Here is a 12,745-nt window from a genome sequence, read left to right as displayed (position 1 = left end):
GTTACCTGTGACGCGCGTCCCACGTAAGGTCGGGACCATGAGCGGGGAATCGAGCACCGAGAACACGTCCACATCCCACGGCCGCGAATTCGACGTCGTCATCTACGGGGCCAGCGGCTTCGTCGGCGAGCTGACGGCGCGTTATCTCGCCGACCATGCGCCGATCGGCACCAAGATCGCACTCGCCGGGCGCAACGAGTCGAAGCTCACCGAGGCCCGTCGTCGCCTGCCCCTGCGCGCACACGACTGGCCGCTGATCATCGCCGACGCCGAGTCGCCCGCGGCGCTCGACGCGATGGTCGCGCGCACCCAGGTCGTCTGCACCACGGTGGGCCCCTACCTCAAATACGGTGAGGCGCTCGTGGTCGCCGCCGCCACCGCCGGCACCGATTACGTCGACCTCACCGGCGAGGTCCCCTTCGTCCGCTACTCCATCGACAAGGTCCACGAGGTCGCCGCGGCATCGGGCGCCCGCATCGTCCACTCCTGTGGCTTCGATTCCGTCCCATCCGACATCAGCACCTACGCGCTGTACAAGAAGGTCCTCGCCGACGACGCCGGCGAGATGACCGACACCACCCTGGTGGTCGCCTCGTTCCGCGGTGGCATCTCGGGCGGGACCATCGATTCGATGCGGGTCATCGCCGAGGAGGCGCGCAACGCCCAGTCCCGCCGGCTCATGCTCAACCCCCAGGCGCTGTCCGGCGGCCCGGGTGACGTGCCGCGGGTCAGCCTGTCCGACGAACCCAGCGACCTGTCCATCATCAACGCGAAGAAGGTCGACCCGTCGCTGCGCGGAACGCTCGCGCCGTTCTTCATGGCGGCGCACAACACGCGCATCGTGCGGCGCTCGAACGCATTGCTGGACAACGCCTATGGCAAGGACTTCCACTACGCCGAGACGATGAGCGTCGGCGGGGTACCCGCCGTCTCGTCGCTTCTCGCCGGCGCGGTCGCGGTCGGCACGGGCGCGTTCATGGGCGCGATGAGCTTCGGACCCACCCGTCGCGTCCTCGACCGTGTGCTGCCCAAGCCGGGTGATGGACCGAGCGAAAAGGCCCGCGAGAACGGCTATTTCGTGGTCGAGACGTACACGCGCAGCACCACCGGCCGCCGGTACCGGTCGCGGATGCGCGCCAAGGGCGACCCGGGCTACAAGGCCACCGCGGTGATGCTCGCCGAGAGTGCGCTCGCGCTGGCACTCGACCGTGATCGCCTGCCCAAGCGCGCCGGCGTCCTCACCACGGCCGTCGCGATGGGCGATGCCCTCATCGACCGCCTTCAGAACGCCGGGTTCAGCATCGAGACGACAGAGCTCACCGACTGACCCTTCTCGGCACCCGACATCTCGTCGGCGGCCCGATCGCGCACGCTCGCGCTTCGCCGGATCATCACCGGCACAGCCGAACTCGCGGTCGGGCCGTTTGTCGTCGAGGGTGAAGAATTTCTGGCACTCCCCCCTTGAGAGTGCTAGACGAGTGCCGGATCCGGTGCTATCTTCGTTGTCAGTACAGCGATGAACTGCTCGTCAAACGGGTGGCGAGCAGCCTTGTGAGACAGGAGGTGAACTGCTGTGCTTCGTTTCGATCCCTTCTCCGACATGGATGCCTGGACCCGAGGCATGATGACCGGTTCAGTGGCCGGAACCCCGCGTACGCCCCGATTCATGCCTCTCGACCTGTACAAGGTCGACGACCACTACATGCTCGTCGCCGATCTTCCCGGCGCCGATCCCGGCTCCATCGACGTCAGCGTCGACAACGGGGTCCTCACCCTGTCCGCTCAGCGGAGCACCCCTTCCGACGAGGGCGTGCAATGGCTTACGAGCGAACGCTTCTCGGGAACCTATCGTCGCCAGCTCACGCTCGGTGACGCCATCGACAGTGCGGGGATCTCCGCCCGCTACGACAACGGCGTGCTCACCGTGACGATCCCGGTGGCCGAGAAGGCCAAGCCCCGCCGCATCGAGGTGGAGAGCTCCCGCGGACCGCAGGCGATCGAGACCCACACGGTCACGTGATGGCCATCTGCCCTGTGTAGCAGTCTGATTCGATCAGGAGGCGCTTATCGGTAGAAGTCCACTCAATTTCCCACAAGCACCAGAACGAGTCCGCCCGGGCGGTCGGTTCGCCGGAGACGGCGACCGGCCGCCCCCGTCTGCATCGCGTCGGCGACCGTCGGCTATGCGCCGAAGAGATCCGCCAGCGGCGCGGGACGGCCGAACAGATAACCCTGGGCGAAGTCGAAGCCGAAGTCCTCGAGGATCGGCATCAGATGTTCGGACTCGATGCCCTCGGCCACCATCCGCACCCCGGTCGCGGCGGCCATCTCGCCGATGGCACGGACGACCGCGCGGTCCGACGAACTGTCGGCCAACTGCGCGATGAGGGTGCGGTCGACCTTCAGGACGTCGACCGGTAGATCACGGACGTATCGCAGCGCCGAGAATCCGGCGCCCAGGTCGTCGATGCAGATCGTGCATCCGAGATCGTGCAACGCATCGATGGCTCGGGACGCGGACGTGTCGACCCGGATCGCCTGGTCTTCGCGCACCTCGACCCAGACCCTCGCCGGATCGACTCCGTGCCCTTCGATGAGGCCCTCGACATACGAGACGAGGCCGTCGTCCCACAGCTGCTGCCCCGACAGGTTCAACGAGACGAAGGTCTGCTCCCCCATCGCGCGCGAGATGTCGCCGGACAGATCCCGGATGGCCTCACCGATGGCGTGCCGCCCGATCGGCGCGAGCAGCGAGATACCCTCGGCCACAGAGAGAAACGCATCCGGCGCGAGGACCCCGGATTCGGTGTGCCACCGCAGCAGCGATTCGTAGCCCACGACGCTGCGGTCGGCAACCGCGACGATGGGTTGGTAGAACACGGAGAAATCACGCTCCACCGACCGGGTGAGCCAACCGGCGAGGTCCACCTCGGCGCGGATGTGGCGCAGCATGTGGGGAGTGGCGAAGGCGACCGCGGTGCGCCGATTCAGTGCGATGCACAGGGCGGCATCGGCGTGCCGGATCAGATCTTCGTCGGTGTGCGCGTCGAGTTCGTCGTTGCCGACGGCCACTCCCATGCAGACGTCGAGGAACCAGCTGCGGTCTCCATCGCTCACCGTGTGGGCGCCGAGTTTGGTGCGTGCGGCGTCGATCAGCGCACTGCGCCCGCGCTCGTCCTCGCCGCCATCGGTCCAGGGCAGGATGATGAGCCACTGGAAGTCGGACCGGCGCCGGAACTGCGCGCGGGGGCTGATGGGCATCAGCACTTCTTCGATGAACCGCTCCGCGGCCGAGACCGACGTGGCATAGCCATACGCGACCACGGCGCGGTGGTACGGGTCGACCGACACCGCGATCACCGATGTGCCGAACGTCAACACGACGTCATTCGTTCAGTCCGATCCCCCCGGGCGGCGTCGAGTGCGCCGCGCACGCTTACCGCGGAGATTCTACTCCGCGACGACGAGGAGAAAAGAGGCCGCGGACGCAAACTCCGGGACCGATTTGTCCGGTGGCTTCGGCGACGTGCTCCGGCGGGACCGCGGGGGATGGTGCCGCGAGTCCGTTCGCGCGCATTCGCGAAATGGACTCGGCCGGCGGCGCGTCGGGCGCGATCACGAACTTCTCAGGCTTTACATAGACCACGTCAAGTAATTACCCGACGGCCTTCACAGGCATTCTGCGCAATTCTCGACAGCACGGCTAACGATTCTGCCTGACCCGGCAAAAGTGCTGGTAAGGTACATTTCATTCCTTGCACCCAGTCCCCTTATGATTACGTGATTATCGCCTATGAAGCCACGGTTGCGGATTAGCGGAGTTCGGCGAGCCAGCGGCTGTGAGAACAGCCGCCGACGGAAAGCGGTCCCAGTAGATGTCGTTGATCAGGAAGGTGCTGCGCCGCTACGACGCCCGGTCGATGGCGACGCTGATCAGCACCGGCGGAGTCATCCCGCTCCCTGTCATCAGCGTGCTCGCACCCGACACCCTGTACCCGGGTGGGATGCCGATCCTCCTCACCATCTGGTCGTTCATCGCCGTGGTGTTCGCGGTGACCGCCATCCGCGCTCGTCTCACTGACCTCGAATTCGCCTTCCTCGGCGGCCTCGGCATCGTCGGGATCTGCGGTACATCCATGATCCTGGCCTCGCCCCGGTCCTCGGCGCTGGTACTGGCGATCGTCGCGGTCATCCCGGCGATCGGCGCGATCTCGGCGACCACGCGCCTGATCATGACCCACCTGATCCTGGCCGTCGTGTGCGTCGCCGTGGTCCTCGGCATCACCAACACCTCGCTGCCCGCCTACCTGATCAGCTTCGGCTCGATGCTCGGCCTGATCGTCGTGCCGGTCTTCCTCGTCGTCGCACTGCGCAAGTCCATGGAAGCCGTGCTCGACCAACAGACCCGCCTGGTCGGCATCGATCCGCTCACGGGCCTGCTCAACCGTCGCGGTTTCCTGATCCGTGCGTCCCAGCTTCTCTCGGCCGCCCGGTCGTCGACGGGATGGATCGGCATCCTGTTGCTCGACGTCGACCACTTCAAGAGGATCAACGACCAGTACGGACATCTCGCGGGCGACGGCGTACTGCTCGCGGCGGCCGCGGCGATCCGTGAGCACGCGCCGGTGGGCTCGGAGGTGTGCCGGTACGGCGGCGAGGAGTTCCTCATGTTCCACGTCGTCCACGACGAGGACGAACTCTGGCTCAGCGCCGAACGACTCCGCGCCGCGGTGGCCGCCGCGGCCCCGGTGACCATCAGCGTCGGAGGCGTCTGCGCCCCGCTGCTCACCGCCCGGGACCAGCTGGTCTCGGACCGTTTCATGACCGCCTACTCCACCGACGATGTGATCGGCAACCTGCTGGGCAGCGCCGATGACTGCGTGTACCAGGCCAAGGAGAACGGCCGGGACACCACGGTCATCAAGTCGATCGACGCCGTCGTCTGGAACGACGGCGCCCCGAGTGCGCATGCCGCCGACGCCGAACGGACGGCGTCGCCCCCGTCGGCGAGCCTGTACGAGGTCTTCTACCGGCGGCCGGCCGACTTCGTGGACATCGACAGCCGCACGACGGGACGCTGAACCAGCGATGCCGACTGCAGTGCATCGGCCTCCGAACGCATCCGACGCCAGGTCTCCGCGGTGGTGTGCTCGGTCAGGCGTGCGCGGTCCCACCACATGAGCCGCGTGCGGTAGCGCTCGTCCGGGAACGGGGTGAAGGGCACGGACTCGTCGAGCCGTCCGCCGCCGGACTGCCAGCGACGCAGCACGTGGTCCGCGGCGGTCGCCATCATGTGGTCGACTCCGGAGAGCTCCATGATCACCAGGCCCAGCCGCGACAGCTGGCCGGCGACCGTACCCGCGATCGGTGACCGCTCGTCCACCCAGGCCGTCTTGACCTCGACGATCCCTCCCTGCAGACGCTCCTCGATGGCGTTGACCAGCTGCACCTGTCCCGGCTGACCAGCCCATTCGACCAGGGCATGTGTCTGCGCGGCAGCCGCCAGACGCGGCTGGACCCGCAGCCCGCCGACGACCTTGCCGTCGTGATCGAGTACGGCGAAGAACATCGCGGTACCCGTTCCGCCTGCGACCTCGTCGTAGTCCAGCGCGGCCGCGCAGCCGTGCCGGTTGTAGGACTCATCAGCGCCGCCGAGGTACTCGTGCCACAGGTCCGGCTCGCGGCGCGGGCTGGCCACGATCACCGAGTATTCGGTGCCGGTTTCGGGCGCGACGCCCTGCAGCGTGCCGGTGCGGACCACATCGTGGGTAGCTGTCATCTTATTCATCGCAGTTTTCTGCCTTCCGGAAATAGGTAATTTAGAGACGAGATCTCCCCTGACCCCGCGTGTAATGCTGCCACAGTGATGCTTTTATGCACTCCCACAAGCGTGCTTCTTTCCCGAAATCCACCCCATTGGCGGGTTGGCACCGCGCAATCCAGTGGGTCACGATGCTTGTATGCACACGTCGCCGGCAGCCGCCGCCACCCTGTACTCACCGGCCGAACTACCCGTTCAGCTTGCTGAGGATCCCTCAGTCAATGTGTCCGACATCACGCCCGAAACCACTCGTGCACTCGATGAACTGCTCCCCCCGGCCGACCCTGCCCTGCACGCGGAGGAGCCTCGCTTCGCACACTTCCCCTGGCGCAACGCACTGGTGAAGATCCCCGGTCCGCGCGCGTTCCGTCGCCTCCGCCTCGACCGCAACCGGCACAAACTGACCGCGGCAGAACAGGACGCGGCCGGCCGCCTCCGGATCGGCATCGTCGGCCTCAGTGTGGGCCACGCCATAGCTCTGACCCTCGCCCTCGAAGGACTGGCCGGAGAATTGCGACTCGCAGATTTCGACGATCTCGAACTGACGAATATGAATCGAATTCCGGCGACTCTGATGGATATCGACGACAACAAAGCAGAAGTTGCCGCTCGCCGAATTTCCGAAATAGATCCCTACCTCACCACCACTGTCTTCTCGACGGGCATAACGACCGAGAACATCGATCAATTCCTCGACGGGCTCGACCTCGTCGTCGAAGAATGTGATTCGTTCGACGTGAAAGTCCTCGTCCGGGAGAAGTGCCGGTCCCGTCGCATTCCGGTACTCATGGAAACCAGCGACGGCGGAACGCTCGACGTCGAGCGATTCGATCTCGATCCCGAACGGCCCCTCTTCCACGGACTGGCCGGCGACCTCCGGATGGAGAACCTGGTCGGACTCGACCGGGCGCAGCTCACCCCACTCGCCGTCCGGGTGCTCGAACCGTCGAAGGTCACGGCCGCGATGGCGGCGTCGGCCATCGAGCTGGGCCACACGGTGACGGCATGGCCCCAGCTCGGCGGGGACGTCCTGCTCGGCGGCGCGACCGTGGCCGCCGCGGTCCGCCGGCTCGTCCAGGACAAGCCGCTGCCCTCGGGTCGGGTCCGGTTCGACCGCGACGTGTGGCTCGACGGCCTCGACGATCCCCTCGCGGCGGCCGACGCGACTGGTACCGATACGACTCCCGCCGCGGAGACGAGCACGACCGACCCGACGCCCACGGTCGATCCCGGCGACCTCGGCGACCGGGATCTCGTCGTGCACGCCGCGCTGCGCGCGCCGTCGGCTGGCAACCAGCAGCCGTGGCAGGTGACCCACGACGAGGACTCGGTCACGATCTCGCTGGACCGAACCCGGACCTCGACCCTCGACGTGGACAACCGGGCATCGGCGGTCGCCGTCGGGGCAGCCCTGTACAACGCCCGCGTCGCGGCCACCGCCCGCGGCGTGCTCGACGACGTCGAGATCATCGACGAGGACGGGACCCTGGCCGGCCGGGTGCGGCTGAAAGGCGTGGGCACCGGCACGCGCTCACCCGAAGCCGAGCAGGAACTCGGCGAGATCCTCACCCGCGGCACCCGGCGCGGGGTGGGTGACGGATCGCCGCTGTCCGCGCAGGACATCGTCCGCCTGCAGGACGCGGGCGACGACGACCACACGCGCCTGGTCGCGATCACCGAGCGGGCGGACATCGCCCGGTACGCGTCGATCATCTCGCGTTCGGACCGGGCACGTTTCCTGACCCCCGAACTGCATCGGGAGATGTTCACCGAACTCACCACGGACCCGCAGGCGACCGAGGGCATCGACGTCGCCTCCCTCGACCTGCCGCCGGCGATGGCGGGGATGCTCGACGTCCTGCGCCGGGCCGACGTGATGGCGTTGCTCGACCGCTGGGGTGGAGGTGCCGCGCTCGGCGCCGATGCCGGCGCCCGGGTCGCGTCGTCGTCGGCGGTGCTGGTACTCGTGCAGGAGGGAACGCAGCCCGCGGACTATCTGCGCGCCGGCCTCGTCGCGGAACGTGTGTGGGTCACCGCCGAGTCACTCGGCTACGCGGTCCATCCGATGACCCCGACGTTCCTCTATGCCCACGACGACGCCACCGCGCGGTCGTTGTCGTCGAATCACGGGGACGACCTGGTGGCGTTGCGACAGGAGATGCGGACGTCGTGGCCGATCGGTGAGAACGAGGCGCCGACGATCGTCTATCGCCTGTCGCGGACGGATTCGCCGCTGCAGGTGAGTCGCCGCATCGCCTTCTGAGCGGCGGTCCGGGCGGGGCATTCCACGTCCCGCCCGGCCGGGCGGTCAGGCCTGACCGGGATTGAGCTTGATGAACAGCGCGTCCATCTCGGCGCACAGGCGGTCGCCGTCGTGCAGCGTGCCCTTGATGAACACCTTGCGACCCTCGACACGATCCGCCCAGGCCTCGATGCGCAGCGGTGTGTTCAGCGGGGTGATGGAACGGTATTGGACGTTGAGGTACGCGGTGCGACTGACGTGCTGCACCGCGACCGCCGACGCGAAGCCACCGACGTCGTCGAAGGCGACCGCGACGTGCCCGCCGTGGGCGGCGTTGTTGCCGCCGAGGTGGAAGTCACGGAACGTCAACTCGGCCACGACCCCGGTCTCGGTCACTTCCTTGACCTCGTACGGCGGCAAGGTGATGTTCCCCCGGGACGGCAGGTCGATGCGGGTACCGGCGGGCGAATGCCATTCGTCGATCCGCACCTTCGCCAGCTTCTCGTTGACGGCGGTCAGGTGGTCGATGAGTTCGCCGACGAGCTCGTCGTCCGGGCAGGCATACCGCGCATTGTCCATGAGGAGGCGCACCTGTTCGCTGAACTCTCCGTACCGGGGACCGCCGCGCTCGGTCGTGATCGCCGTGTGAGCCCGAAAACCACCCTCGTGCGGGTCTTCTTCGACGGTCTCGGCAGCACGATCGTTCGCTTCACTCATCGGTCAACCGTAGATGAGCTGACCGATACGCGAACCGCAAGGGTGCTCTGATGCGAAGGTGCGGGCGTCCGGCCCTCAGGTCGAATCGCTGCGCCGTTCGGTCCGCCGATGATCGGCGAGGTCCACACACACGCCCCCACGTGCCAGCCGGCGCGTCGACTCCGGGACGTAGTCCGGAATCCCCCGCGGCCCGCGTTCTCTGTCGTCTCGGATCCGGACCGCCCTCCCGACGATCACCGCGACCGTCGCGGAGACCACGCACCACGCGCCCCCGACGATCAGAATCCACCCCCATACAGCCATACGGACAGCTAAGCACCCGAATCTGAGATTTCGGTGATGTTCGGGCCGACGGCCGGCCGCCATCCAATGGTTGAATGCAATCCGCGTCGGAGTTGTGTCGACTTCGTGACCTCCGTCCACCGATCCGCGCGGCGTCGGGCGCGGGGACCGCCGGGACGGGTCGTCGTTAGGCTGACCCCATGACCGCCACGCCAGAAAGCACGGGGACGTCAGAAGCCCAGGGACCCGCCGACCAGCCCTTCGATCCCTCGTCGTGGGCGGAGGTGCCCGGCTTCGCGGACCTGACCGACATCACTTATCACCGCCATGTCGGCGAGGGCCGTGAGGACGGCATCGTCCGTGTCGCCTTCGATCGTCCGGAGGTGCGCAACGCCTTCCGTCCCCACACCGTCGACGAGCTCTACCGCGTCCTCGATCACGCCCGTCGCAGTCCCGATGTGGGAACGATCCTGCTCACCGGCAACGGCCCGAGCCCCAAGGACGGCGGGTGGGCGTTCTGCAGTGGCGGCGATCAGCGCATCCGCGGGCGGTCCGGGTACCAGTACGCCACCTCGCACGACGACGACGTCGCAGCGGCCGGCGCCGACACCGTCGACGCCGCGCGGGTCAAGGCCGAAGGCGGGCGGCTGCACATCCTCGAGGTCCAGCGCCTCATCCGGACGATGCCCAAGGTCGTCATCGCGGTCGTCAACGGCTGGGCGGCCGGCGGCGGACACTCGCTGCACGTCGTGTGCGATCTGACGCTCGCGTCGGCCGAGCACGCCCGCTTCAAGCAGACCGATGCCGACGTCGGCTCCTTCGACGCCGGTTACGGCAGCGCCTATCTCGCCAAGCAGGTGGGGCAGAAGTTCGCTCGCGAGATCTTCTTCCTCGGGGAGGCCTACGACGCCGAGACCATGCACCGGATGGGTGCGGTCAACCGGGTCGCACCGCACGCCGATCTCGAGAAGACCGCCATCGAGTGGGCTCGCCGGATCAACGGCAAATCGCCCACCGCGCAACGCATGCTGAAGTTCGCCTTCAATCTGACCGACGACGGACTGATGGGACAGCAGGTGTTCGCCGGCGAGGCCACCCGGTTGGCCTACATGACCGATGAGGCCGTCGAGGGACGCGACGCCTTCCTGGAGAAGCGCGATCCGCGCTGGGACGACTACCCGTACTACTACTGACCGCCGCGTCGAGTACTCTCGCTCACCTCATCCGTTCCCGCTCACCCGATTTCGGGGAGCGGGAACGGAACAGGTAAGCGGAACAACATCTTCGGAAGCTCTACTCCTCCGGGCCACAGGCAGGCACGTCGACCTTGACGGTGGGGTCGTCGACGAGGGGCTGGATGGGCACCTCGGCGGGACCGTGGGCCGTGGTCGGTTCGTCGATCTTGAGCACGATGGTCGCCGTCTGTCCCGGGGCGATCCCGACCCTGGTGGAGTAATACGGGCGGCCGTGCAGGGTCTGCTCGACGTAGAAGGCACCGCCCTCACCGAGGGTCATCTCCTTGAGCACTGCACCCTTGGTCGCCAAGAACTCGACATTGGCGAGGTTGGTGCCCTTCTTGACCGCCAGGTCGGTACCGAGTCCGCCTGCGACGTAGTCGGTCATGTCGGTGGTGTCGAGCGTGTTGGTCAGCTTGACCGTGATCGTCGATTCCCGCGTGTCGCCGGTGCACGGACCCGAGGTGTAGCTGATGTCGCGCTTCAGGTAGTAGTCGAGCTTGGTTCCCGAGGCGTTCCCGACGGCCACCTGCAGATACGGCGACGAGGTGTCGGAGATCTGGTGGCCGAGCTTGGTCGACTCGATGATCTCCTGCTCCGCGGGGGTGGTGCTGTAGACCATGATCCGCCGCTCGTGCACCCCACGACCGAGCGCCTCGAGCAGGGTGCGGGTACTCCCGCCGGAGGTGATCAGCTTGTTCACCACCGCCTGGGAGATGGACTGCAGGTAGTCCTTGCGGGCCTGGTTGTCGTCGGCGAAGCGCTCGTAGGCGGTGGACAGCGTGATCGGTACGACGTTGTCGGCGGTGATCTTCTCGCCGCCGGCCACCGTCACCGGTCCGACGGCCTCGAGTACGTACTTGAGGGCGATCGGGTCCAGGGCGATCGCCCCGTCGAGGCGTTCACCGGTCTGCGCACGCCAGTTCGCCAGCCAGATCTGGGCCGCGTCGGGGAAGTGCGGACTGAGGTTGCCGTTCCGGAAGTCGGTGTAGGGCTTGTAGTACGAGTACAGGGCGTCGTACTCCGGGCCGAGGTTGATCTTCGGTGTGGCCGGGTCCCGGAACTCCGAGTTCGCGCCGAGTTCGGGGATGGTCACCCGACCCGCGTCGGCGTCGAGCACCGCGAATCCGCCCACCAGACCACCGGTACCGCGTGCCTCCGACGGGGTCTGGAACGCCATGAAATAGCTCCGCGGGCCGTCGGCACCGAGCATCGACGGCACCAGGGTCGCGGCGATGTTCGTCGCCTGCACAGTGGAGTCCGCAGCGTCGACCTGGTCCACGAGTTGGGTCCGGGCATCGGCGACGACGCCGAGCCAGCTGGGTGCGATCGAGGACACCTGTTCGGTCACCTCGGCCGACTTCTCGGCGACCGACTTCAGAGCCGGTTGCGCGTTGCGCAGGAGTTCGAGGTTCACAGTGTTGCCGGTCCGGAGCTCGTCGGGGTTGAGCACCGAGGCGAGATCGGCTGCCGGGACCAGGACATCGGAGGAGAGCGCTTCCACGGCGTCGCTCATCTCCTGCACGGATTTCAGCGGTGATCCGACACCCGGGACGGCAGCGACCGCCGACCAGAGGAATCCGTGGGATCTGTCCGCGGCGTCGGATGCGCGCGCGGAGGCCGCCTCGGCCGCCTGCCGGGCACCGGCCTGGTCCCCGTCGAGCATCAGGGTGCGGGCCCGCCCCGCGTCGGTGCGCACCGACTCCAGATCGCCCTTCACCTTCAGTGCCGAGTACGCCAGCCAGGCGACGGCCGCCGCGGCGAGGACCACCACGACCGCGATCACCTGGACGCCGCGGTTGCGGGCCAGTCGACGGATCATCGGTGCTCCCCCGACGTACGCTCACCCGCGGAGTCCGCGGGTGCGGACCCGGCGAGCCACGACACCACGGTCTCCACCTTCGGCTCGACCTCGGCGAAGACGCGGTCGAAGTCCTCGCGCGGACGTCCCATCGGGTCGACGATGTCGAGGAGTTCGGAGTTCGGGTCGAGACGTCCGCGACCGGCGATGATGTCCGGCAGCGGGCCGATGTCGCAGAGTGCGGCGAACTCGGTCAGCGTGAACACCCGCTTCCAGCGTGCCGGTGCCATCTGCTGGGCGGCGGCACGGTGCTCGCGGCTCATGCACAACACGACGTCGGCCTCGGTCAGCATTGGTGGGCGAAGGTATCGGGACTCGAATCCCGATGCGTCGTAACCGTTTTCGGTCAGGACCGCCGATGCGTGCGGGTGGATGGGCTGCCCGTTGAGCGCACCCACACCCGCGCTCGTCGACGACACCGGCACGCCCGCGCGCCGGGCGAGCTCGCGCAGCACCCGTTCGCCGATCGGCGACCGGCAGATGTTCCCCGTGCAGACGAACAGGACCGACATCCGTGGCGCCGCCCCGCCCGTGGGCGATGTGTCCGCCCGCCGATGGGCTCCGGGCCGGTCGGCCTGCTCACTGTG

The 12,745-nt window shown here is 67.5% G+C and carries 10 protein-coding genes; 5 read left to right on the top strand and 5 right to left on the bottom strand.

Annotated features, from left to right (window positions below; genetic code table 11):
* Nucleotides 1–37: 37 nt before the first annotated feature.
* On the top strand, nucleotides 38–1,327 hold the full coding sequence (locus MAY35_RS11800; protein ID WP_238421483.1) for a trans-acting enoyl reductase family protein: 1,290 nt from the start codon (nucleotides 38–40) through the stop codon (nucleotides 1,325–1,327).
* A gap of 246 nt (nucleotides 1,328–1,573) precedes the next feature.
* Entirely contained in the window at nucleotides 1,574–2,020 is a 447-nt protein-coding gene (locus MAY35_RS11795) for an Hsp20/alpha crystallin family protein (RefSeq protein ID WP_238421482.1), read from the top strand.
* A 161-nt stretch (nucleotides 2,021–2,181) separates the two neighbouring features.
* On the opposite strand, the gene MAY35_RS11790 is transcribed toward MAY35_RS11795, so the two are convergent.
* Nucleotides 2,182–3,381 (bottom strand): EAL domain-containing protein, encoded by a 1,200-nt coding sequence (locus MAY35_RS11790; RefSeq protein ID WP_238421481.1) that lies wholly within the window; start codon nucleotides 3,379–3,381, stop codon nucleotides 2,182–2,184.
* A gap of 494 nt (nucleotides 3,382–3,875) precedes the next feature.
* Between MAY35_RS11790 and MAY35_RS11785 the strand changes: the two genes are divergently transcribed.
* Entirely contained in the window at nucleotides 3,876–5,081 is a 1,206-nt protein-coding gene (locus MAY35_RS11785) for a GGDEF domain-containing protein (protein ID WP_238421480.1), read from the top strand.
* Here the strand turns inward: MAY35_RS11785 and MAY35_RS11780 are convergent.
* Entirely contained in the window at nucleotides 5,027–5,788 is a 762-nt protein-coding gene (locus MAY35_RS11780) for a hypothetical protein (protein ID WP_238421479.1), read from the bottom strand. The two genes, MAY35_RS11785 and MAY35_RS11780, sit on opposite strands and share 55 nt — an antisense overlap.
* A gap of 172 nt (nucleotides 5,789–5,960) precedes the next feature.
* On the opposite strand from MAY35_RS11780, the gene MAY35_RS11775 reads away from it, so the two are divergent.
* Nucleotides 5,961–8,084 carry an Rv1355c family protein gene (locus tag MAY35_RS11775; RefSeq protein WP_238421478.1) on the top strand — a complete coding sequence of 708 codons (2,124 nt, stop codon included), beginning with the start codon at nucleotides 5,961–5,963 and terminating at the stop codon, nucleotides 8,082–8,084.
* Nucleotides 8,085–8,129: 45 nt separating this feature from the next.
* On the opposite strand, the gene MAY35_RS11770 is transcribed toward MAY35_RS11775, so the two are convergent.
* A complete protein-coding gene (locus MAY35_RS11770) occupies nucleotides 8,130–8,780 on the bottom strand; it encodes a PaaI family thioesterase (protein WP_238421477.1) in 651 nt (216 codons plus the stop codon).
* Nucleotides 8,781–9,262: 482 nt separating this feature from the next.
* Between MAY35_RS11770 and MAY35_RS11765 the strand changes: the two genes are divergently transcribed.
* Nucleotides 9,263–10,255, top strand: a complete 993-nt coding sequence (locus MAY35_RS11765; RefSeq protein WP_238421476.1) for a 1,4-dihydroxy-2-naphthoyl-CoA synthase — start codon at nucleotides 9,263–9,265, stop codon at nucleotides 10,253–10,255.
* A 100-nt stretch (nucleotides 10,256–10,355) separates the two neighbouring features.
* On the opposite strand, the gene MAY35_RS11760 is transcribed toward MAY35_RS11765, so the two are convergent.
* Nucleotides 10,356–12,119, bottom strand: a complete 1,764-nt coding sequence (locus MAY35_RS11760) for a DUF4012 domain-containing protein (RefSeq protein ID WP_238421475.1) — start codon at nucleotides 12,117–12,119, stop codon at nucleotides 10,356–10,358.
* Nucleotides 12,116–12,670, bottom strand: a complete 555-nt coding sequence (locus MAY35_RS11755; protein ID WP_238421554.1) for a low molecular weight phosphotyrosine protein phosphatase — start codon at nucleotides 12,668–12,670, stop codon at nucleotides 12,116–12,118. The genes MAY35_RS11760 and MAY35_RS11755 overlap by 4 nt, the downstream gene beginning before the upstream one ends.
* Between the last annotated feature and the right edge of the window lie 75 nt (nucleotides 12,671–12,745).

The sequence above is a fragment of the Gordonia sp. 'Campus' genome (assembly GCF_022206305.1).
In the GTDB taxonomy this organism is placed as follows: Bacteria; Actinomycetota; Actinomycetes; order Mycobacteriales; family Mycobacteriaceae; genus Gordonia.
The sequence above is the reverse complement of the archived record's forward strand: the minus strand, read 5'-3'. Positions and strand labels throughout refer to the sequence as shown.

Bases quoted from the DNA above. Each gene is read 5' to 3' on its own strand.
- MAY35_RS11800 (WP_238421483.1), top strand. From the start codon at position 38: ATGAGCGGGGAATCGAGCACCGAGAACACGTCCACATCCCACGGCCGC.
- MAY35_RS11785 (WP_238421480.1), top strand. From the start codon at position 3,876: ATGTCGTTGATCAGGAAGGTGCTGCGCCGCTACGACGCCCGGTCGATG.
- MAY35_RS11780 (WP_238421479.1), bottom strand. From the start codon at position 5,788: ATGAATAAGATGACAGCTACCCACGATGTGGTCCGCACCGGCACGCTG.
- MAY35_RS11775 (WP_238421478.1), top strand. From the start codon at position 5,961: ATGCACACGTCGCCGGCAGCCGCCGCCACCCTGTACTCACCGGCCGAA.
- MAY35_RS11770 (WP_238421477.1), bottom strand. From the start codon at position 8,780: ATGAGTGAAGCGAACGATCGTGCTGCCGAGACCGTCGAAGAAGACCCG.
- MAY35_RS11765 (WP_238421476.1), top strand. From the start codon at position 9,263: ATGACCGCCACGCCAGAAAGCACGGGGACGTCAGAAGCCCAGGGACCC.
- MAY35_RS11760 (WP_238421475.1), bottom strand. From the start codon at position 12,119: ATGATCCGTCGACTGGCCCGCAACCGCGGCGTCCAGGTGATCGCGGTC.
- MAY35_RS11755 (WP_238421554.1), bottom strand. From the start codon at position 12,670: ATGTCGGTCCTGTTCGTCTGCACGGGGAACATCTGCCGGTCGCCGATC.